This window comes from Pelomonas dachongensis, from assembly GCF_043555865.1.
Lineage (GTDB): Bacteria > Pseudomonadota > Gammaproteobacteria > Burkholderiales > Burkholderiaceae_C > Pelomonas > Pelomonas dachongensis.
The window spans coordinates 79,452-100,983 of record NZ_JBIGHY010000008.1; the positions used below are offsets into that span (position 1 = coordinate 79,452).

Annotated in this window: 16 protein-coding genes; 2 read left to right on the forward strand and 14 right to left on the reverse strand. The window is 65.4% G+C overall.

The features are described from left to right. Window positions 1-78: 78 nt before the first annotated feature. The 12 genes from ACG02S_RS20130 to ACG02S_RS20185 all read right to left on the reverse strand — a co-directional run bounded on the left by ACG02S_RS20130 (window position 79) and on the right by ACG02S_RS20185 (window position 17,356). The gene (locus tag ACG02S_RS20130) at window positions 79-1,554 is read right to left on the reverse strand and encodes a glutamate synthase subunit beta (RefSeq protein WP_394472274.1); all 1,476 of its coding nucleotides are present in this window, start codon (window positions 1,552-1,554) and stop codon (window positions 79-81) included. A gap of 11 nt (window positions 1,555-1,565) precedes the next feature. After that, window positions 1,566-6,323 carry a glutamate synthase-related protein gene (locus tag ACG02S_RS20135; protein ID WP_394472275.1) on the reverse strand — a complete coding sequence of 1,586 codons (4,758 nt, stop codon included), beginning with the start codon at window positions 6,321-6,323 and terminating at the stop codon, window positions 1,566-1,568. 134 nt (window positions 6,324-6,457) lie between these two features. Then, entirely contained in the window at window positions 6,458-7,177 is a 720-nt protein-coding gene (locus ACG02S_RS20140; protein WP_394472276.1) for an REP-associated tyrosine transposase, read from the reverse strand. Between the two features lie 55 nt (window positions 7,178-7,232). Continuing rightward, on the reverse strand, window positions 7,233-8,369 hold the full coding sequence (locus ACG02S_RS20145) for a deoxyguanosinetriphosphate triphosphohydrolase (protein ID WP_394472277.1): 1,137 nt from the start codon (window positions 8,367-8,369) through the stop codon (window positions 7,233-7,235). Beyond that, window positions 8,369-9,463 carry a 3-dehydroquinate synthase gene (aroB, locus tag ACG02S_RS20150; RefSeq protein WP_394472278.1) on the reverse strand — a complete coding sequence of 365 codons (1,095 nt, stop codon included), beginning with the start codon at window positions 9,461-9,463 and terminating at the stop codon, window positions 8,369-8,371. Before aroB ends, ACG02S_RS20145 begins: the two co-directional genes overlap by 1 nt. A 58-nt stretch (window positions 9,464-9,521) precedes the next feature. Beyond that, window positions 9,522-10,079, reverse strand: coding sequence for a shikimate kinase (locus ACG02S_RS20155; RefSeq protein WP_394472279.1), 558 nt, complete (start codon window positions 10,077-10,079; stop codon window positions 9,522-9,524). A 1-nt stretch (window position 10,080) separates the two neighbouring features. Then, window positions 10,081-12,186: a hypothetical protein gene (locus ACG02S_RS20160; RefSeq protein WP_394472280.1), complete on the reverse strand. Its 2,106-nt coding sequence runs from the start codon at window positions 12,184-12,186 to the stop codon at window positions 10,081-10,083. Between the two features lie 71 nt (window positions 12,187-12,257). Next, complete coding sequence (locus tag ACG02S_RS20165; RefSeq protein WP_394472281.1) at window positions 12,258-14,465, reverse strand: type IV pilus secretin PilQ; 2,208 nt, start codon at window positions 14,463-14,465, stop codon at window positions 12,258-12,260. Then, the gene (locus ACG02S_RS20170) at window positions 14,462-14,986 is read right to left on the reverse strand and encodes a pilus assembly protein PilP (RefSeq protein WP_394472282.1); all 525 of its coding nucleotides are present in this window, start codon (window positions 14,984-14,986) and stop codon (window positions 14,462-14,464) included. The genes ACG02S_RS20165 and ACG02S_RS20170 overlap by 4 nt, the downstream gene beginning before the upstream one ends. Further along, window positions 14,983-15,672, reverse strand: coding sequence for a type IV pilus inner membrane component PilO (locus tag ACG02S_RS20175; RefSeq protein WP_394472283.1), 690 nt, complete (start codon window positions 15,670-15,672; stop codon window positions 14,983-14,985). The genes ACG02S_RS20170 and ACG02S_RS20175 overlap by 4 nt, the downstream gene beginning before the upstream one ends. A 5-nt stretch (window positions 15,673-15,677) precedes the next feature. Then, entirely contained in the window at window positions 15,678-16,280 is a 603-nt protein-coding gene (locus tag ACG02S_RS20180; RefSeq protein WP_394472284.1) for a PilN domain-containing protein, read from the reverse strand. Continuing rightward, window positions 16,277-17,356, reverse strand: a complete 1,080-nt coding sequence (locus ACG02S_RS20185; RefSeq protein WP_394472285.1) for a pilus assembly protein PilM — start codon at window positions 17,354-17,356, stop codon at window positions 16,277-16,279. The genes ACG02S_RS20180 and ACG02S_RS20185 overlap by 4 nt, the downstream gene beginning before the upstream one ends. A 284-nt stretch (window positions 17,357-17,640) precedes the next feature. Here ACG02S_RS20185 and ACG02S_RS20190 point away from each other — a divergent pair, with 284 nt between their 5' ends. Next, entirely contained in the window at window positions 17,641-20,034 is a 2,394-nt protein-coding gene (locus ACG02S_RS20190) for a penicillin-binding protein 1A (protein ID WP_394472286.1), read from the forward strand. 9 nt (window positions 20,035-20,043) lie between these two features. Here ACG02S_RS20190 and cyaY read toward each other — a convergent pair whose 3' ends face one another. Beyond that, window positions 20,044-20,376 carry an iron donor protein CyaY gene (gene cyaY, locus ACG02S_RS20195; protein ID WP_394472287.1) on the reverse strand — a complete coding sequence of 111 codons (333 nt, stop codon included), beginning with the start codon at window positions 20,374-20,376 and terminating at the stop codon, window positions 20,044-20,046. A gap of 11 nt (window positions 20,377-20,387) precedes the next feature. Between cyaY and lptM the strand changes: the two genes are divergently transcribed. Next, complete coding sequence (gene lptM, locus ACG02S_RS20200; RefSeq protein WP_394472288.1) at window positions 20,388-20,534, forward strand: LPS translocon maturation chaperone LptM; 147 nt, start codon at window positions 20,388-20,390, stop codon at window positions 20,532-20,534. Here the strand turns inward: lptM and ACG02S_RS20205 are convergent. Further along, complete coding sequence (locus ACG02S_RS20205; RefSeq protein WP_394472289.1) at window positions 20,531-21,529, reverse strand: ABC transporter ATP-binding protein; 999 nt, start codon at window positions 21,527-21,529, stop codon at window positions 20,531-20,533. The two genes, lptM and ACG02S_RS20205, sit on opposite strands and share 4 nt — an antisense overlap. Between the last annotated feature and the right edge of the window lie 3 nt (window positions 21,530-21,532).

The following is a 21,532-nucleotide window of genomic DNA, read 5'->3' on the forward strand; positions in this document are numbered from 1 at the left end:
GTAGGTGCGCCCTGCCGGGCGCACCCAATAAAAAAGCGACCCTCAGGTCGCTCTTTGTGAACGGCAGACCGCCTTTCTTCAGCGCGGCAGCGTCGTCGCACCCATCAGGTACTCGTCCACCGCGCGCGCGGCCTGGCGGCCTTCGCGGATGGCCCACACCACCAGGCTCTGGCCGCGGCGCATGTCGCCGGCAGCGAAGACCTTGTCGACGTTGGTCTTGTAGGCGTTGCCGCCTTCCGTGCTGGCCTTGCCGTTGCCGCGCTGATCCTTCTCGACGCCGAAGGCGTCCAGGATGGTCGCGACCGGCGACACGAAACCCATGGCCAGGAAGGCCAGGTCGGCCTTCAGGATCTGCTCGCTGCCTTCGACTTCGGTCATCTTGCCGCCCTGCCATTGCAGGCGCACGGTCTTGACGCCGGTCAGCTTGCCCTTCTCGCCGATGAATTCCTTGGTGGCGATGGCGAACTCGCGCTCGCAGCCCTCTTCGTGGCTGGACGAGGTGCGCAGCTTGATCGGCCAGTAGGGCCAGGTCAGCGGGCGGTCTTCGACCTCGGGCGGCTGGGGCATCAGCTCGAACTGCACGACGCTCTTGGCGCCATGGCGGTTGCTGGTGCCGACGCAGTCGGAACCGGTGTCGCCACCGCCGATGACGATGACGTGCTTGCCGTCGGCGCGGATCTGGTTCTTCAGCTTGTCGCCGGCGTTGACCTTGTTCTGCTGCGGCAGGAACTCCATCGCAAAGTGCACGCCGGCCAGGTCGCGGCCCGGCACGGGCAGGTCGCGCGACTGCTCGGCGCCACCGGTCAGGATGACCGCATCGAACTGCGCCTTCAGCGCTTCGGCCGAGATGGTGTCCTTGGCCCAGTTGGTGACCTTGGAACCTTCCGGCAGCGCGCTCACCATGACACCGGTGCGGAATTCGACGCCCTCGGCCTTCATTTGCTCGACACGACGGTCGATGTGGGACTTCTCCATCTTGAAGTCCGGGATGCCGTAGCGCAGCAGGCCGCCGACGCGATCGTTCTTCTCGAACACGGTGACGCTGTGGCCCACGCGGGCAAGTTGCTGGGCTGCGGCCAGGCCGGCGGGGCCGCCACCGACGATGGCGATCTTCTTGCCTGTCTTGACCTTGGGCGGCTGCGGCTGCACCCAGCCTTCGGCCCAGGCACGGTCGATGATGGCGTGCTCGATGGACTTGATGCCCACCGCGTCGTCATTGACGTTCAGCGTGCAGGCCGCCTCGCAGGGAGCGGGGCAGATGCGACCGGTGAACTCGGGGAAGTTGTTCGTGCTGTGCAGCACCCGGATGGCGTTGTGCCAGTCTTCCGGCCGGCCCTTGTAGACCAGGTCGTTGAAATCCGGGATGACGTTGTTGACCGGGCAGCCACTGTTGCAAAACGGTGTGCCGCAGTCCATGCAGCGAGCGCCCTGCTGCTTCGCCTGATCGGCGTTCAGCGCGATGACGAATTCCTTGTAGTTCTTGACGCGGGTGGGCACGGGCTCATAGCCCTCCTCCAGGCGCTCGTACTCCATGAAGCCGGTGACTTTTCCCATGGCTTGACTCCTTAGACCTTGGCAGCTGCAGGCGCCTTGGCCTGAGCGATGGTGGTGGCGGCTTCCTTGGCGGCGTTCAGCTCACCCAGGGCGCGGCGGTATTCGTTCGGGAACACCTTGATGAACTTGGTGCGCGCCTCGGCCCAGTGGTCGAGGATGTCGCGCGCACGCTGGCTGCCGGTCCAGCGGTGGTGGTCTTCCAGCAGCTTGCGCAGGATGGCTTCGTCGGTCTGCGCCTCGCGGTCCACGCCGTCGACACCCTTGACGCGGTGCCAGATGGCCTTGTCCACGCCCGCTTCCTGCTCCTGCGCGGTCTGCAGCTTTTCGAGCGTGACCATGCTGGTGTTGCAGCGCTTGGCGAAGTGGCCATCCTCGTCATAGACGTAGGCGATGCCGCCGCTCATGCCGGCGGCGAAGTTGCGGCCGGTCTTGCCGAGCACAGCAACAGTGCCACCGGTCATGTACTCGCAGCCATGGTCGCCCGTGCCCTCGACGACGGCCGTGGCGCCCGACAGGCGCACCGCGAAGCGTTCGCCGGCCACGCCGCGGAAGAAGGCCTCACCGCGGGTCGCGCCGATGAGCGCCGTGTTGCCCACGATGATGTTCTTCGTCGCGTCGCCACGGAACTCGATGCTCGGGCGAACGACGACGCGGCCGCCGGACAGTCCCTTGCCGGTGTAGTCGTTGGCGTCACCGATCAGGTAGAAGCTGATGCCCTGCGCCAGAAAGGCGCCAAAGCTCTGGCCGCCCGTGCCTTCCATCTGTATGAAGATGGTGTGGTCCGGCAGACCCTCGGGCTTGCGGCGGATCAGCTCGCCGGACAGGCGTGCACCCACCGAGCGGCGCACGTTCGTCACTTCCTGCATGAACTGCACCTTCTCGCCCTTCTCGAAGGCGGGCAGGCACTTCTCGATGAGCTTCACGTCGAGCGCGCGGTCCAGGCCGTGGTCCTGCACATCGTTGTGAATGCGGGCCACGTCGGCCGGCACATTCGGGCGGTGGAAGATGCGACCGAACTCCAGGCCCCTGGCCTTCCAGTGCGCGATGGCCTTGCGCGTGTCCAGGAAGTCGGAGCGCCCGATCAGTTCGTCGAACTTGCGCACGCCGAGCTGGGCCATGATCTGGCGCGCCTCTTCTGCGACGAAGAAGAAGTAGTTGACGACGTGCTCGGGGCGGCCGGTGAACTTCTTGCGCAGCACCGGGTCCTGCGTGGCCACGCCCACCGGGCAGGTGTTCAGGTGGCACTTGCGCATCATGATGCAGCCCTCGGCCACCAGCGGTGCGGTGGCGAAGCCGAACTCGTCCGCGCCCAGCAGCGCGCCGATGACGACGTCGCGGCCGGTCTTCATCTGGCCGTCGGCCTGCACGCGCACGCGGCCGCGCAGGCGGTTGACGACGAGCGTCTGCTGCGTCTCGGCCAGGCCCAGCTCCCACGGCGTGCCGCAGTGCTTGATGGACGACCAGGGCGAAGCGCCCGTGCCGCCATCATGGCCGGCGATGACGATGTGGTCGGCCTTGCACTTGGCCACGCCGGTGGCAATGGTGCCCACGCCCACTTCAGACACCAGCTTGACCGACACGTCCGCCTTGGGGTTGACGTTCTTCAGGTCGTGGATGAGCTGCGCCAGGTCTTCAATGGAGTAGATGTCGTGGTGCGGCGGCGGGCTGATGAGGCCCACGCCGGGCACCGAGTGGCGCAGCATGCCGATGTATTCGGACACCTTGCCGCCCGGCAGCTGGCCGCCTTCGCCGGGCTTGGCGCCCTGGGCCATCTTGATCTGGATCTGGTCGGCGCTGACGAGGTACTCCGTCGTCACACCGAAGCGGCCCGACGCGACCTGCTTGATCTTGGAGCGCAGGCTGTCGCCCTCTTTCAGCTCGTAGTCGGCCTCCATGATCTTGTGGCCCAGCACGTCGCCGACCTTGCTGCCGCCGACGATCTTGATGCCCTTGAGCTCGTTGCGGTAGCGGGCCGGGTCTTCGCCGCCCTCGCCTGTGTTGCTCTTGCCGCCGATGCGGTTCATCGCGACGGCCAGCGTGGCGTGGGCTTCGGTGGAGATGGAGCCCAGCGACATCGCGCCGGTCGCGAAGCGCTTGACGATGTCGGCGGCTGACTCAACCTCTTCCAGCGGCACGGCCTTGGCCGGATCGAACTTGAACTCGAACAGACCGCGCAGCGTCATGTGGCGCTTGCTCTGGTCGTTGATGATCTGGGCGAATTCCTTGTACGTCTCGAACTTGCCGCTGCGCGAGCTGTGCTGCAGCTTGGCGATGGCGTCGGGCGTCCACATGTGGTCTTCACCACGGGTACGCCAGGCGTATTCACCGCCTGCGTCCAGCATGGTCTCCAGCAGCGGGTCGTCGCCAAAGGCGCCTTCGTGCATGCGGATCGCCTCTTCAGCGACTTCAAAGACACCGATGCCGCCGACCTGCGTGGCCGTGCCGCGGAAGTACTTCTCGACGAAGTCCGTCTTCAGGCCGATGGCCTCGAAGATCTGCGCGCCGCAGTAGGACATGTAGGTCGAGATGCCCATCTTGGACATGATCTTTGACAGACCCTTGCCCACCGCCTTGATGTAGTTATAGCGGGCTTGCTCGGCGGTCAGCTTGGCCGGCAGTTCGTCCTTCATGGCCTCCAGCGTTTCGAGCGCCAGATAGGGGTGGACGGCTTCGGCGCCGTAGCCGGCGAGCACGGCGAAGTGGTGCACCTCGCGGGCCGTGCCGGTCTCGACGACCAGGCCGGCCGTCGTGCGCAGCCCCTCGCGCACCAGGTGGTGGTGCACGGCAGACAGGGCCAGCAGCGCGGGGATGGCGACGCGGTCGGCGCTGACGTGGCGGTCCGTGATGATGAGGATGTTGTGGCCGGTCTTGATCGCGTCCACCGCGGAGGCGCACAGCGAAGCCAGCTGGGCCTCGACGCCCTCACGGCCCCACTCGCGCGGGTAGGTGATGTCCAGCTCGCTCGATTTGAACTTGCCGTTGGTGGGCGCCTCGATGCCGCGCAGGCGGGCCATGTCGTCGAAGTCCAGCACGGGCTGGCTGACTTCCAGACGCATCGGCGGGTTGACCGCGTTGATGTCCAGCAGGTTGGGCTTGGGGCCGATGAAGCTGTTCAGCGACATCACGATGCTCTCGCGGATCGGGTCGATCGGCGGGTTCGTGACCTGCGCGAACAGCTGCTTGAAGTAGCTGTACAGCGGCTTGTTCTTGTTGGACAGCACCGCCAGCGGCGAGTCGTTGCCCATCGAGCCGATGCCCTCTTCGCCGTTGGCGGCCATCGGGGCCAGCAGGAACTTGATGTCTTCCTGCGTGGTGCCGAAGGCCTGCTGGCGCTCCAGCAGCGGCGTCGCGAAGCCGGGGCGTGCCGTCTCGGGGACGGCGATGTCGTCCAGCTTGACGCGGACGTTCTCGATCCACTGGCGGTAGGGGCGCGCATTGGCGAACTGGTTCTTCAGTTCCTCGTCATCGATGATGCGGCCCTGCTCCAGGTCGATGAGGAACATCTTGCCGGGCTGCAGGCGCCACTTCTTGACGATCTTGCTTTCCGGGATCGGCAGCACGCCGGACTCGGAAGCCATGACGACGAGGTCGTCGTCGGTGATGCAGTAGCGGGCCGGGCGCAGGCCGTTGCGGTCCAGCGCGGCGCAAACCTGACGACCGTCCGTGAAGGCCATGGCAGCCGGGCCGTCCCACGGCTCCATCATGGCGGCGTGGTACTCGTAGAACGCGCGGCGGCGCTCGTCCATGCCTTCGTGCTGCTCCCAGGCTTCCGGGATCATCATCATGGCGGCGTGCGCGAGCGGGTAGCCGCTCATCGTCAACAGCTCGATGGCGTTGTCGAACGTGGCCGTGTCAGACTGGTGCTCGAAGCTGATGGGGTAGAGCTTCTTCAGGTCATCGCCCAGCACCGGCGACTTCATGACGCCTTCACGGGCGCGCATCCAGTTGAAGTTGCCCTTGACCGTGTTGATCTCGCCGTTGTGGCAGACCATGCGGTAGGGGTGGGCCAGCGGCCATTCGGGGAAGGTGTTGGTCGAGAAACGCTGGTGCACCAGTGCAATGGCGGACACGACGCGCGGGTCGGCCAGATCCTGGTAGTACTTGCCGACCTGGTCGGCCAGCAGCAGGCCTTTGTAGATCACCGTGCGGCAGCTCATGCTGGGCACGTAGTACTCGCGGCTGTGGGTCAGCTGCAGTGCCTGGATGGCGCTGGAAGCAGTCTTGCGGATGACGTAGAGCTTGCGTTCCAGCGCGTCGGGCACGATGGTGTCCGGGCCGCGGCCGATGAAGATCTGACGGATCACCGGTTCTTTCTCGCGGACGGTGGGCGACATGGGCATGTCGCGGTCCACCGGCACGTCACGCCAGCCCAGCAACACCTGGCCCTCGGCCTTGATCGCGCGCGCCAGTTCCTGTTCGCAGGCCAGGCGCGAGGCGGCTTCCTTGGGCAAGAAGATCATGCCCACGCCGTACTCGCCGGGGGCCGGCAGGTGGATGCCCTGCTTGGCCATCTCTTCGCGGTAGTACTCGTCCGGGATCTGGATCAGGATGCCGGCGCCGTCGCCCATCAGCGCATCGGCCCCCACGGCGCCGCGGTGGTCCAGGTTCTCCAGGATCTTCAGACCCTGCTGAACGATGCTGTGCGCCTTGTGACCCTTGATGTGAGCCACAAAGCCCAGGCCGCAAGCGTCCTTCTCATTGGCTGGCCGGTACAGGCCGTTCTCGGCCAGATCTTTGATTTCGGACTGAATCTGCGCGGCGTTGCTCATGACGGCCTCCTGGATCACAACAGGCCGGGAGGGTACTGCAGTGCAACATTTGCAGCAACTTCATTAAAATAGGGTCAGAGTCAATTTATAAAGAATCACCAGATTGATGCAATTTAATTGGGGTCATACTTAGATCATGTCGATGCTGGTGCATCGGGCTCCGGCGGCGCCAATTTGCGCGGACGCCCGCGGGGACGGCGGACGACCACCGCCGCGTGATCAACAGCCAGCAATCTCATGAAGCGCTCGCTTCCCAGCGGACGCCCTCGCAGCACGGCCTCCGTGAACTCGGCCTGCTCCATCCGGCCCACACCCTGGGCCAGCAACTCCCGGTAGGCATGCTCGCGTTCAAAGGGCGTATTGCCGAGCGACCAGTACATCTCGTGTTCGGTGATCAGCGGGCTGCGCTCCTGTCCGAGGTGATGCGCAGCGCTGGACCACGGCCATTGCGCCGCTTCTGCACACACGCCGGCGCGCACGGGGTTCAATTCGATGTAGCGCATGCAGGCCAGCAGATGGCGGTCACCCTCGACGACGCCGGCACGGAATCGCCCCTCCCACAACGTGCCGCTGCGTTGGTGGCGGGCATTGAACCAACCGACATAGCGCCTGCCCAGCGACTGCATCATGCGACTCAGTGCGTCGGCGTCTGCCGGCGACAGCAGCAGGTGGAGGTGGTTGTCCATCAGCACATAGGCGTGAATGGCAACGCGGTATTGCACCGCCACTTCCTTCAGCGTGGTCTGCAGGAACTCACGGTCCAGGTCGCTGTAGAAGATGGCCTGGCGGTTGTTGCCACGCAGGATCACATGGTGTGGCTGCTGGGCAAGGATGAGCCGGGGAAGTCGGGCCATGGCGGTCGCTGTCGAGCTGAGGCAGCGCTCAGCATATTCGACTCCGACCCTATTTTCAGAACAACGTCTTGCCCGTGAGTCGCTGGTGTTCTCGGATGGCGTAACGGTCGGTCATTCCGGCGATGTAGTCGGCGCAGGCCCGGTGCAGGTCGACCTGTGCCGCGAAATCAGCGGGCATCTGCTGCGGGTCCGCCAAATAGGCAGCAAACAGGTCGCGCAGGACCTGCTCGGCGCGAGCGCGGGTGGACTGCACTTGCGGATGGCGGTAGAGGTGGGCAAACAGGAAGCGCTTCAGCGCCGTGCTGCGCGAGCGCATGTCCGGGCTGAACCGGACCGACGGTTTGTCCGCCTGGCGCACCGCGTCGCCATCCACCAGCGCCGCCTCTGACACCGCAGCCCGCGTTGCATCGATGACGTCGTAGACCTGCGCCGACAGCATCCGCCGTATGGTTTCGAACAACAGACGCTTGCCGCTCAGCTGTGGGTGGGCATGCAGCGCGGCCCGCCAGTGCTCTTGCACCAAATCCACCTCCAGCAACTGCTCCAGCTCGATGAGACCAGACCGCACGCCATCGTCGACGTCATGGGCGTTGTAGGCCACTTCGTCGGCCACATTGCACAACTGCGCTTCGAGGCTGGGTTGGCCACCCTGCAGGAAGCGACGGGCGACGCCATCAGGCTCCACTGCCTCGATCAGCTCCGCGTTGTGGCGCGAGCAGTGCTTCAGGATGCCCTCGCGCGTCTCGAAGCACAGGTTCAGCCCATCGAAATCCGGGTAGCGCTGCTCCAGCGTGTCGACGACGCGCAGCGACTGCAGGTTGTGCTCGAAGCCCCCGTGGTCGCGCATGCATTCGTCGAGCACATCCTGTCCGGCGTGGCCGAACGGCGTGTGGCCCAAGTCGTGGGCCAACGCCACAGCCTCCACCAGATCTTCGTCCAACCCCAGGCTGCGTGCGATGGACCGACCCAGCTGGGCCACCTCCAGCGAATGCGTCAGCCGGGTGCGGAACAGGTCGCCCTCGTGATTCAGGAACACCTGGGTCTTGTAGACCAGGCGGCGAAAGGCGGTGCTGTGGATGATGCGGTCACGGTCGCGCTGGAAGTCGCTGCGCGTGGGGGCGGCGGGCTCCGGAATGCGGCGGCCGCGGCTGCGCATCGGATCGGCTGCATACCCCGGGCGCGTGATGTTCATCACGCGGCTCCGTACGCTGCGAGCGTCTCGACGATGCGCGCATCGGGCACCGCATGCAGCCCGGCCCGGCCCAGCTCCTCAATCAGCACAAAACGGATGGCGCCCGCATCGGCCTTCTTGTCGACGCGCATCAGCTGCAGGTAGCGTTCGCCCCCCAGCCGTGGCGGCTGCACCGGCAGACCGGCGCGCTCGATCACCGTCCGCAGGCGGTCGACGAACTGGCTGGGCATCAATCCCAGCCGATGTGACAGGTCCGCTGCGAGCACCATGCCGCAACCCACGGCCTCGCCGTGCAGCCAGGCGCCGTAGCCGAGCCCCGCCTCGATGGCGTGGCCGATCGTGTGCCCGAAATTCAGGATGGCGCGCAGCCCTTGCTCCCGCTCATCCTGGCCGACCACCTGGGCCTTGATCTCGCAGCTGCGCCGCACGGCGTGGGCCAGCGCACGCTTGTCGCGCGCGCGCAGGGCGTCCAGGTTGTCCTCGATCCACGTCAGGAAGCCGGCATCCGCAATCGGGCCGTACTTGATCACCTCCGCCAGCCCCGCGCTCAACTCGCGGTCGGGCAGGCTGTCGAGCGTGTCCAGGTCGGCGATGACGCGCACCGGTTGGTAGAACGCGCCAATCATGTTCTTGCCCAGCGGATGGTTGATCGCGGTCTTGCCGCCGACGGAGGAGTCGACCTGCGCCAGCAACGTGGTGGGCACTTGCACGAAGGAAACGCCGCGCATGTAGATGGCGGCGGCAAAACCGGTCATGTCGCCGATGACGCCCCCGCCCAACGCGAACAGCACGGTCTTGCGGTCCAGCGCCTCGCCCAGCAGGTGATCGCAGATGCGGTTCAGGCTGGCCCAGTCCTTGTGCTGCTCGCCGTCCGGCAGCGTGACCACGTCGACACGGGGATAGATCGCCGACAGTTGCTCGCGCAGGCGCTGGGCGTACAGCGGCGCCACGGTCACGTTGGTGACGATGACCGCCGCACCGGCCTTGGGCAGGCCTTGCCAGCTGTGCGCCTGGTCCATCAACCCCGTGCCGATGCGGATCTCGTAGTTGCGGTCGTCGGGCAGGTGGATGCGGATGGTGTCGGACGCGGACATGAGGGCAAGTGTAAGAGCCGGCCCCTTCGCCACCCGGCAAGCGGGCTTCGGCTGCGCCTCAGTGCGGCTCGGCGCCGACCGTCGCTGCCACGCGTGACGGATCGATCAGCCCCGCCAGCTCGAGCTGCGTCAATGCCATGTTGACCAGCGAATGGACGGACGGCCGCGCGCTTTCCAGCACGTAGTGGGCGCAGCGTCGGTACAACGGGTCGCGCTGGCGGTGCAGTTCGCGCAGCCTGGCCAGCGGATCGGCGACTTGCAGCAACGGCCGCGTGGTGTCATGGCGCAGGCGCCGGTAGAGGTCTTCCGGCGTTGAGCGCAGGTAGATCACGGTCGCGCCGGCATGCAGGAGCTCGCGATTGCGTTCACGCAACACGGCCCCACCGCCGGTGGCCAGCACGAACTCTCCGGGACGCGCGAGGATTTCTGCGATGACCTCGGTCTCCAGATCCCGAAAGGCCTCCTCGCCGTGCTGCTCGAAGAACTGCCTGATGCTGCTCCCGATGCGGGCTTCGATTTCATGGTCTGAATCGACAAAAGGCACGCCGATCTGGCGTGCCAATTGTTTGCCGACGGTGGACTTGCCACCGCCGGGCATGCCGACAAGGGCAATCACTTCACCGCGTGTCGGCGCAGCTGCCGGATACGCCATACAGACCATTGACAAACGCAGGCGGCGACTCGGCAGCCACTGCGGCGGCAGAAACCGGCAGCCAATCGTAGGTGTAAAGGTAGTCGAAGGCGTTCACGGCGCCCAGCGGCAGCGAGGGCAGCGTCACCGGCGTGCCGAGCGGGAAGTAGGCCGGCGGGCTGAGCACGCCAGCGGCCGTCACGGTGATCTTGTACTTCACCCAGCTGGCGATGTTGGCGGGGTACTCCAGTTGCAGCACCGCGATGCCGGTGGCATCCGTCTTGGTGGCGCCGACGACCGCGATGGACACATCGGACTTGCGCGGATCCAGCTGCTTGCTGCCGTTGACGTCTTCGCCGGTGTCAATGACCCCGTTGCGGTTGAGGTCCTCGTTCGGGCAAATGGCGGTCAATGCACCCATCGAGCCGAAGTCGGGCGCACGCTCCCACTTCTTGGGACCGGCGTTCCATTCCCAGAAGCCCTTGCCGTAGCCGCCCAGATCGACCGAAGGCGTGATCTGTACGTCGGCCTTGGGATTGCCGGCGGAGTCCACCACCATGACGACGAACTTCTTCACATAGGTCAGACCGCCGGCCCCAGTGCCGATGGTCGCATCCGTACCGATCGAGATCGACACGGGGTTGGCAACGATGGTCAGCGTCGTCGTCATCAGATTGCCAGCCGGGCAGTTGGCGATGGTATCGGTGGGCGCGAAATCGCTGGTCTTCCAGCAAGCCCTGACCGTCACGCCGTTGGTGGGGCTGCTGACGGCTCCCGGGCGATAGGTCGTCGTGGCCGAGCCGCCGGCATCGGACAGCACCGTGTTCGTGCCGGAACCCACCGTGCCCGACAGGTTGTCGCCCGTCACACCGAACATCACGCGCACATTGGGAACCGGCGCATTGGCAACATCACGGAAGAAGGCGTTGATGCTGATCTGATTGCTGGTCGTGTCGGTGTTGACCGAAACGACGTCAGCAGACAGGTTCAAGGTCTTGGCGGCAGGTGTCGCGGCCGCCGGCACCTGCGTGCTGTTGCCGGATGCGATCGGCACTTCAACATTGTTCTCCTTACCGCCACCGACAGCTTTGATGGTGAGGCGGGTGCCGGGCGCATTGGGCGCGACGAACCTGAAGGTGTAGTCGCCGTTCAGATCCGTCGTGCCGGTCGCGCTGGTGATGCCGTTACCCGAGACCGCGATGGAGACGCCGGCCATGGGTGCGGCAGCCGCGTCGGCCAGCTTGTACTGCACGCTGCCGGTGGCGCCAGCCGCCACCACAGACGGCACGATGGTGGCCTGGGTGAACTGCGTGCCAGTGACTTGGAAGGCCACCGTGCGACTCAGCGTGCCGCTGGTCGCGACCACCGCGATCGGGCGGTCCGCACGGTTCTGGCCGATATCGACCGTGCCGGTCACCTTGCCGCTGGCGTCGGTCTGCGTGCCGGACACGAGGATCGTGGCCGAGGCATCCGTGACCGTCAGCCGAATCGGAATGCCGGCCAGGGCATTGCGGTTCTGGTCCACCGCCGTCGCCGTGGCGGTGATCGTCCGACTGCCCGTGTTGTCGACGGACGGCGCGCTCAGCGTCAGCGACAGATCGCTCGCCTGAGGGTCAGTGGTCACCGCACTCTGGACCACATTGAACGTCACGACTTTGGACACCGAACCCGAGGTCACCGTCAGCTTCACCGGACGGGGAGTGACATCGGAGCCGCGGGTGATCGTTGCCGTCAGCATGCCGGTCGTGCCGTCCGTGGTGGTGCCAGCGGGGGTCACGACAGCGTTCGAGTCGATGGAGAAGCTGACCGGTGCGCCACCGATGGCCGCCCGATTGGCGTCGATGGACGTGATGGTGGCCGTCAGCGTCTCGCCGACGGCGTCCGTCAGCGCGTTCTTGTTCAGCACGACCACCAGGTCGGCCGCCGTCACGGTGCTGCCGCCGCCCGTCGGCGAAGACGATCCGCTGCCAGGCCCCACGACGGGCGTGCCCGCACTACCGCCACCGCCGCCACAGGCGACCAGCGAAACGGCGAGAGCCGTCCCAACGAAAGCCTGCGCGACTCGGCGGCCCCAGAGATCAAACATCTTCATCTCAACTCACTCCCCATGCGATGGCATCACTGCCGACGCATCGACACTATGTTCAGTTTCGCGAATCAGAATCACCGCACCGCAGCCCGCTCGCTGACCACCTTCGGCGTCAGGAAGATGAGCAGTTCGGTCTTCGAAGTGGTACGGGTCTTGTTCTTGAAAAGGTTGCCCAGCACAGGCACGTCACCCAGCAGCGGCACCTTGTTGATGGTTTCACCCTCGTCCTGGGTGTAGATGCCACCGATGACGACGGTGCCGCCGTTCTCGACCAGCACCTGCGTCTGCACATGCTTGGTGTTGATGGCATAGCCCTGCGGGGTCAACGTGCCGCGGCTGTCCTTGTTGACGTCCACATTCAGGATGACGCTACCCTCGGGCGTGATCTGCGGCGTCACCTCCAGCTTGAGGTTGGCCTTGCGGAAGGCGATGGACGTCGCACCGCTGGCTGTCGCGACCTGGTAAGGCAGTTCTTCACCCTGCTCGATCAGCGCCTTGACCTGGTCGGCCGTGATGACGCGCGGGCTGGACACGACCTTGCCCTTGCCGTCGGACTCCAGCGCCGACAGTTCCAGGTTCAGGAAGCGGTTGGCGGTGGCGCTGAACAGCGACACGGCGAAGGTCTGGGCCAGCGCACCGGCAAAGCTGTCGGACGACGTATTGGCAGGCAGGTTGACGAACTGCGTGTTGTTGTAGTCGACCGTAGCACCTTGGTTCGTCTGCGAACCGACGGCGTTGTAGTTGCCCCCGATCGTCACGTAGTTGCTACCGCCCAGACCGTAGCCCGGAATGCCGCCCTGCTGGCCGCGCACGTCATTCGCACCCAGCTTGATACCCAGCGAACGACCGAAGCGGTCGTTGGCCTCGACGATGCGAGCTTCGATCAACACCTGCCGCACTGGCACGTCGATCTTGGCGATCATGGCCTGGATTTCCTCGAGCTTGCTCGGGATGTCCGACACGAACAGCTGGTTGGTTCGCGATTCCGCGATGACGCTGCCGCGCGGCGAAAGGATCCGCGTGCCGGAGCCCGACCCGCCGCCGCTGGAGCTGCTGGAGTTGCTGCCGCCCGACGAGCCGCTGCCGCCCGTGCTCGAGCCCATGCTCTGGCCAGCCAGACCGCGTGCGATTTCCTCGGCCTTCACATAGTTCAGCTGGAAGGACTGGGCCCGCACGGGCTCCAACTGAGCAATCGCCGCCTTGGATTCCAGGTCCAGCTTCTCCTTGGCCGCCAGCTCTTCCTTGGGCGCGATCCACAACACGTTGCCGGACTTCTTCAGGCCCAGGCCGCGGGCCTGCATGATGATGTCCAGCGCCTGGTCCCAGGGCACGTCCTTCAATCGCAGCGTGACGCTGCCGGTCACCGTGTCGCTGGTCACCACGTTGAAGTTGGTGAAGTCGGCGATGACCTGCAGCAGCGCGCGCACTTCGATGTTCTGGAAGTTCAGCGACAGCTTGTCGCCCGTGAAGCCCGGCCCCTGCGTCAGCTTGTTGGGGTCGACCTTCTGCGGCCGCACCTCCAGCACGAACTGGTTGTCGCTCTGGTAGGCGCTGTGCTCCCAGTCACCCTTGGGCTGAACGACCATGCGCACGCGGTCGCCCGCCTGCGTCGTCGTGATCAATTGCACCGGCGTGCCGAAGTCCGTCACATCGATCTTGCGACGCAGGTTCTCGGGCAGGCTGGAACGCAGGAACTCCACGATCAGGCTCTGGCCCTGCTGCTGGATGTCCACGCCGACCTGATTGCTCGGCAGGTTGACGATGACACGACCCGCGCCGTCGGCACCACGCCGGAAGTCGATGTCGCGCAAGCCCTCTGGCGTCGCGTTCAGACTCTGCGCGAAGTGCACCGGCTCAGTGGCTTGCTGGGCAACGGGGGCCGAGGTTCCCAGCACCAGCACGAGGGCACTGCCCTCCAGCTTGGCGCTGTAGCTGGAAGCCTGCCGCAGGTTCAGCACCAGCCGGGATCGCTCGCCCGCCTGAGCGATGGCGGCGGAGCGCAGATTGCCCTGGTTGATGTCGACCAGATTGCGCCCCAGCCCATTGACCACGCCGGGCAGGTCGATGGCGATGCGGGGTGGCGTCTGCACCGTGAATCCATTGGGCACCGCCGTCAACGGCTCGCTCAATTCGATGCGAACGATATCGGCCCCGGCCTGCTGGCTGGTGTTGATGGCCTTGATCTGGGACTGGGCCCAGACCGAAGGCGCGCCCAACATGGCGAGTGCGAATCCCAGCAACCAGCTACGACCCATCGACTTGTTCTCCTGCAATGTCTTCATCGTCCCTTCTCCTGTAGCTGGAGGGTACTGGTGCGCTCTATCCACTCGCCTGCAGCGTCCTGGACGACTTCACGAAGCGAGATTTCGGTCTCGCTGATCTTGGTGATGCGACCGAAGTTCTGGCCGAGGTAGTCTCCGACCTTCACCTGGTAGAGCAGGCTGTCCACGCGCAGCAGCGCGTAGCGCCGGCCGTCGCGGGTGAGACTGCCGACCATGCTCATGTTGTCCAGCGGGTAGGCCTCGAGCGGTTCCTTGCGGCGATTGATTTCCGCGGTCAGCAGGGAGTTGGGCTGGGCCGCTTCCTGCTTGATGGCCACGCTGAGCTTCTGTGTGCTGAACGGATCGACGCCCGCGCCACCGTCATACGGCTGCGGCAGGAATTTCTTGGGCGGCAGCAGTGGCGTGACGCTGGGCTTGGCCTCCTTGCGCTGCTGCTCCATCCATCCATGCAACTCCTCGGTGTCGCCACCACAGGCGGACAACCCGGCCAACGCGGCGAGCGTGATGAGCCAATGCTTCATTTGCGGCCTCCCGCCTTGCTCGCCGCAGCAGCCTTCTTCTGTTCGGCCACTTCCGAAGGATCGAGATAGCGGTAGGTGCGCGCTGTCGCCTCCATGCTCAGCGCGCCTGTGGCGTCGCGACCGGTGGGCGTCAGCACGATGAGGTTGTGCAGCGTGACGATGCGCGACAGGTTGGACACGTCGGCTGCGAAGGACCCGATGTCGTGATAGCGGCCCGACACCTTCACCGCGATGGGCAGCTCGGCGTAATAGTCCTTGATCAGCACCTGGCCAGGGCGGAACAGCTCGAACTGGAGCCCGCGACCGACGCCCGCGCTGCTGATGTCCGACAACAGCGAGTCGATCTCGGCCTTGCCGGGCAGCTGCTTCTCCAGCTGGGTCACGTACTCCTCGACCTGGCTCTTCTGCTTCAGCAGCTCAGGCAGATTGACCGCCTGCGCCAGCTTGGCCGTGTAGTCCTGGCGCAGCTGAGGTTCGCGGTTGCGCTCGGCCTCCAGGCCAGCCTGCTCGTCCGACAGCAGCACGAAATAGCCCGCCACGACGACGGCCAGCATGACGACGAGCCCCGTCGCCAGCTTCGGCGCGAGCGGCCACTGGCCGGGCTCCTTGGGATTGAGGTTCTGGAACTGGCTCGCGAAATCCGCAAACCACGCGTTCAGATCGAATTTGGGCATGGAAGTGGCCATCGCGATCACCCTTTCCTCGGCGCCGACGCGCCGTCTGCGGGTTCACGCGGCGGTGTCTTGATCAACACCTTCATGGAGAAGTCCAGCAGACGTCGCTGCTCGCGGGTGTTGGTGCTGACGGTGGCCAGCTTGACCTCAATAAGGTCCGGCTTCTCCAGCCACTCCGAACTGCGCGACACGTTGCGCAGGAACTCGGACACCCGCTCGTTGGTCTGCGCGATGCCGCTGACGGTGACTTCCTTGTCGGTCTGTCGAATGGCCGTCAGATAGATGCCCTCCGGCGCCAGGCGCGACAGATCGTTCAGCAGATGCACCGGCGTGTTGCGGTCGGTCTGCAGGTCTTCGACCGCACGCTGGCGCGACTTCAGCGACTCGATTTCGGCCTTCAGGTTGGCGATGTCCTTGATCTGCGCTTCCAGCCGAGTGATCTCGTTCTGGATGTATTGGTTGCGCCCTTGCTGCTCCGACGTCAGGAACTGCAGCAACAGGTAGCCGGCCACCACAATGCCCGCACCGATCAGGCCGGCCAGCCCCATCCCGGCGAAGAACGCGGCCTTGCGCCGCTTGCGCCTTTCCTCCCGGTAAGGCAGCAGGTTGATGAGGATCACTGGAAGAACCTCCGCATCGCCAGCCCGCAGGCGGTCAGGTACGACGGCGCCTCACGCCGCAGTTTGGACTCGCGTACTGCCGGGCCCAGGCCCATGTTCTCGAACGGATTGACCACCATGCAGGCGAAGCCCGTCAGGTCGGTCACACGCTCCTTCAGCCCCGGCAAAGTCGCCGTTCCGCCGGCCAGCATCACATAGTGCACCTTGTGGTGCGGCGTGCTGGTGAAAAAGTACTGCAGCGCGCGACCGATTTCCTGCGACAAGCTGTCGACAAAGGGGCTCAGCACGCTGGTCTCGTAGTCCTCGGGCAGTTCGTTGGACAGCTTCTTCTCCTCTGCCTCCTCGAACGAGAAGCCGTACTGCCGCGAAATGAGCTGCGTCAGCTGCGAGCCGCCGAAAGACTGGTCGCGGTCGTACAGCAGTTCATCATCGCGCAGCACCTTGAGGCTGGTGGTGTCTGCCCCGATCTCGAACAGTGCCACGAGCGCATCCTTGCCCTCGTTGGGCAGCGCCGCGACCAAACGGCCCATGGCCATGCGTGACGCATGCGATTCGATATCAAGCACGACGGGCCGCAGCCCCGCAGCCTCGGCCAAGCCCTGCCGGTCCTGCACGCGGTCCTTGCGCGACGCGGCGATCAGTACTTCCACATCACCCACCGAGGTCGGGCTGGGGCCGATGACACAGAAATCCAGACTCACCTCGTCCAGCGAGAACGGGATGTACTGGTTGGCCTCGGCCTCGACCTGCAATTCGAGCTCTTCCTCGCGCAGGCCGGCCGGCAGCATGATCTTCTTGGTGATGACGGCCGACTGGGGCATGGCCAGCGCAGCGTCACGGGTCTTGCTGCGGCTGCTCACGACGACCCGTCGCACGGCATCCGCCACTTCGTCGAACTTCTCGATCTGACCGTCGACGATCCACCCCTTCTGGAAGGGCTCACTGGCGAAACGGTCGAGCACGTACTCGCCATTCTTGTCCTGGCTGAGTTCCACCAGCTTGACGCTGGAAGAGCTGATATCCAAGCCAATCATGGCTGGGTGCCTGCGACCCGAAAGCGCGTCAAGTATTCCCATGCCCTTTGTGTTCTGACACACGATTTGCGTATCAGACTATTAATAAGTTACTTGAATGCTAGCAGCAAAGCCTTTGACACCGAATGGAAAAACGGCACGAGCTGGTAACGCCACGTTGCTAAACATACACGACCGGAGAGCTTTGCAAGCTACCGAAAAACGCAGGGGAAGCGGTCGTTTGACACGGTGTTTGCGGGCGCGTTTGGCGTAAGGGCGCTGCCCCCATGCCTTTCTATAATCTGCCCCACATCCCCTTGCGCTGACAGGCGCCCCTTCGCCGGCTCATGAACGACAAGTCAAGATCTGCTGCGCCCGAGAACTCCTCCGCAGCCACCGCCGGCTCTTCCGCGTCCGCAACACTGGCCACCCGGCTGACCCGCCTGCTGCTGTGGACGTTCGGGCTTCTGGCAGGCGGCATTCTGGCGGTCGCCCTGCTGGTCACGCTGGGCCTGGCACTCGCCTACCCCCGCCTGCCGGACATCGGCGGCCTGACTGACTACCGCCCCAAGCTGCCGATGCGCGTTCTGTCCAGCGACGGCGTGCTGCTGGGCGAGTTCGGCGAAGAACGCCGCAGCTACCGTCCCATCCAGCAGATTCCCAAGGTCATGCAAGAGGCCGTGCTTGCCATCGAGGATGCGCGCTTTTACGAGCACGGCGGCGTGGACTATCTGGGCGTCATCCGGGCCGGGCTGGCGAACGTGACCGAGTCGCGCAGCCAGGGCGCATCGACGATCACGATGCAGCTGGCGCGCAATTTCTACCTGTCCACTGAGAAGACGTTCACACGCAAGATCTACGAGATCCTGCTGGCGCTGAAGATCGAGGCCGCACTGCCCAAGGAGAAGATCCTCGAGATCTACATGAACCAGATCTTCCTGGGTCACAGGGCGCACGGGTTCGCGGCGGCCAGCGAGGTGTACTTCGGCAAGCCGCTGGACAAGATCAGCATCGCCGAGGCAGCGATGCTGGCGGGACTGCCCAAGGCGCCGTCGGCCTACAACCCGATCAACAACCCCAAGCGCGCGACCATCCGCCAGCTCTACATCATCGAGCGGATGTACGAGACCGGTTACATCACGGAGGAGCAGCGCGACGAAGCACGGGCCGAGAAGCTGCGCTACCGCCCCGTCAATGAATCGGCCACGCATGCCGAGTTCGTCGCCGAGGCCGCGCGCCAGCTGATCTACAGCCAGTACGGCGACGAGTCTTACTCGCGTGGTCTGAACGTCTACCTGACGCTGGACAGCACCGAGCAGAACGCCGCCTACCGCGCGCTGCGCCGCGGCATCCTGGACTACGAAAAGCGCCAGGTCTACCGCGGCCCTGAGGCCTACGCCGACCTGCCCGGCGACGCCAAGGCGCTGGACGCGCGCATCGCCGAAGCACTGGCCGACCACCCGGCCAACGACGAACTGCTGGCCGCCGTCGTGCTGGAAGCCGACCCCAAGAAGGTCAGCGCCGTGCTGCAAAGCGGCGACGCGATCACCATCACCGGCGACGGCCTGCGCCCGGCCACCTCCGGCCTGTCCGAGAAGGGCAATCCCAAGACGCGCATCCGACGCGGCGCGGTCATCCGTGTTGTCAAAGGCGCCAAGCAGAAGGACGGCAACGAGTGGACCATCACGCAGCTGCCCGAGGTCGAGGGCGCCTTCGTATCCATGGACCCGCGCACTGGCCAGGTGCGCGCCATGGTCGGCGGCTTTGACTACAACAAGAACAAGTTCAATCACGTGACGCAGGCCTGGCGCCAGCCGGGCTCCAGCTTCAAGCCATTCATCTACTCGGCAGCACTGGAGAAAGGCTTCACGCCCGCCACGGTGGTCAACGATGCGCCGCTGTTCTTCGACGCCGGCACGACGGGCAGCCAACCGTGGGAACCGAAGAACTACGACGGCAAGTTCGAAGGCCCCATGCCGCTGCGCACGGCACTGGCCAAGTCCAAGAACATGGTGTCCATCCGCGTGCTGCACTCCGTGGGTGTGCACTACGCGCAGGACTGGCTCACGCGATTCGGGTTCGAGGCTGACAAGCATCCGGCCTACCTGACCATGGCACTGGGCGCCGGCTCCGTGACGCCCATGCAGATGGCACAGGGCTACGCGGTGTTCGCCAACGGCGGCTATCGCGTGAATCCGCAGCTGATCGCGCGCATCACGGACAACAAGGGCCGCCTGCTGTATGAGGACCTGCCGGCGCCGCTGGCCGACGACGCGCGCGCCATCGAGCCGCGCAACGCCTTCCTGATGAGCAGCCTGCTTCAGGAGGTGACCCGCAGCGGCACGGCCGCGCGCGCGCAGGCCACGCTGAAGCGCCCGGACATCTACGGCAAGACCGGCACGACCAACGACTCGATGGACGCCTGGTTCGCCGGCTACCAGAAGGACGTTGTCGCCGTCGTCTGGATCGGCTACGACCAGCCGCGCAAGCTGGGCGACCGCGAGACCGGTGGCGGCTTGAGCCTGCCGGTCTGGATCGAGTACATGCAGTCGGCGCTGAAGAACAAGCCGGTGGACGAGGTCACGCCACCCGAGGGCGTCATCAACGTCAACGGCGAGTGGTTCTACGAGGAGTACGCGTCGGGCAACAGCGTCCGAGAACTGTCCGCCGAGCCGGCTGCAGTGCCGGGCACGGCGACCGAGGACGAGAAGAAGTCCATCCTGGACCTCTTCAAGCGCTGATCAGGCCTTTCAGGCGCTGAAACTCAGCGCCTGACCGGCTTGCTCGCTGGCGCTGCGGGACAGGCGGGCAAGAAACTCCTGGCCCTCGCGGTCCACCCACTGCGCGCCGTCCCACCTGAAGTGGTAGCCGCCCGAGCGCGCGGCCAGCCAGATTTCCTGCAGCGGTGGCTGCGTGTTGATGACGATCTTGCTGCCGCCGGGGAGACTCAGTTCCAGCAGGCCGCCGGTGCGGTGCGCATCGATGTCGACCACGTCGTCATCCAACCAGGCATCGACCTGTTGCTCGACGCGGGCGAGCAGCGCGTGGGACTTGGCGAGGTAATCGGCGTCGGACAGGGACATAAACTGCGGCCATGAAGAAGACAGCCGTCAGTGTAGGGGGCCACTCAGTTCGCTGGGTCGCCCTGGCCCTCACCCTTGCCGTGCTCGCGGGCTGCGGGCAGAAGGGCCCGCTGACGTTGGCCAAGCCGGCCGACGCCGCCTCGACCCCAGCCCGCTAAGCCGCCCTGCCTTCCTGCACCGCGTGGCACGCCACGCGCACGCCGGCAATCTCCAGCAGCGCGGGCCGCTCGGCCTTGCAGCGCGCGTTGGCCAGCGGGCAGCGCGGATGGAAGCTGCAGCCGCTGGGCGGGTTCAGCGGGTTGGGCACCTCGCCCTGCACCGGCGTGCGCGAGCGTCCGGTCATGTGGATGTCCGGGATCGCATCCAGCAGCATGCGCGTGTACGGGTGGCGCGGCCGCGCAAACAGCTCGGCCTTGTCCGCGACCTCGACCAGCCGCCCCAGATACATGACGCCGATCTGGTCGGCCATGTGGCGCACGACGGCCAGGTTGTGCGAGATGAAGAGGTAGGTCAGGCCCTGCTGGCGCTGCAGGTCCTTCATGATGTTGAGCACCTGGGCTTGCACCGACACGTCCAGCGCCGACGTGGGCTCGTCGCAGACCAGGAACTCTGGTTGCGTGGCCAGCGCGCGCGCGATGGAGATGCGCTGGCGCTGGCCGCCCGAGAACTGGTGCGGGAACTTCTGCGCGTCGGCCGGGTTCAGGCCCACGGAAGCCAGCAGCTGACCGACCTGCTGAGTCGCCTCGGTGTCGGTCTTGACCAGGCCGTGCTCGCGCAGCGGCTCGGCGACGATGTCCAGCACCTTCCAGCGCGGGTTCAGCGATGCATAGGGATCCTGGAAGATCATCTGCATGCGCCGACGCAGCTTCAGCGCGCCGGAACCGGCCAACGTCTTGTCAATGTCCTCACCGTCGAAGCGCACAGTGCCTCGTGTGGTGGCGTACAGGCCCACCAGCAGGCGCGCGACGGTGCTCTTGCCGCAGCCGCTCTCGCCCACCAGCGCCAGCGTCTTGCCACGATCGATGCTGAAGGACACGCCATCCACCGCATGCACGAACGCCTTGGGCTTGCGCTCGACAAGGCGGTTCAGCCACGGCGGCGACACGTCGAAGATCTTGGCGAGGTCGTCGACCTCCACGAGTGGCCGGGTCATGCG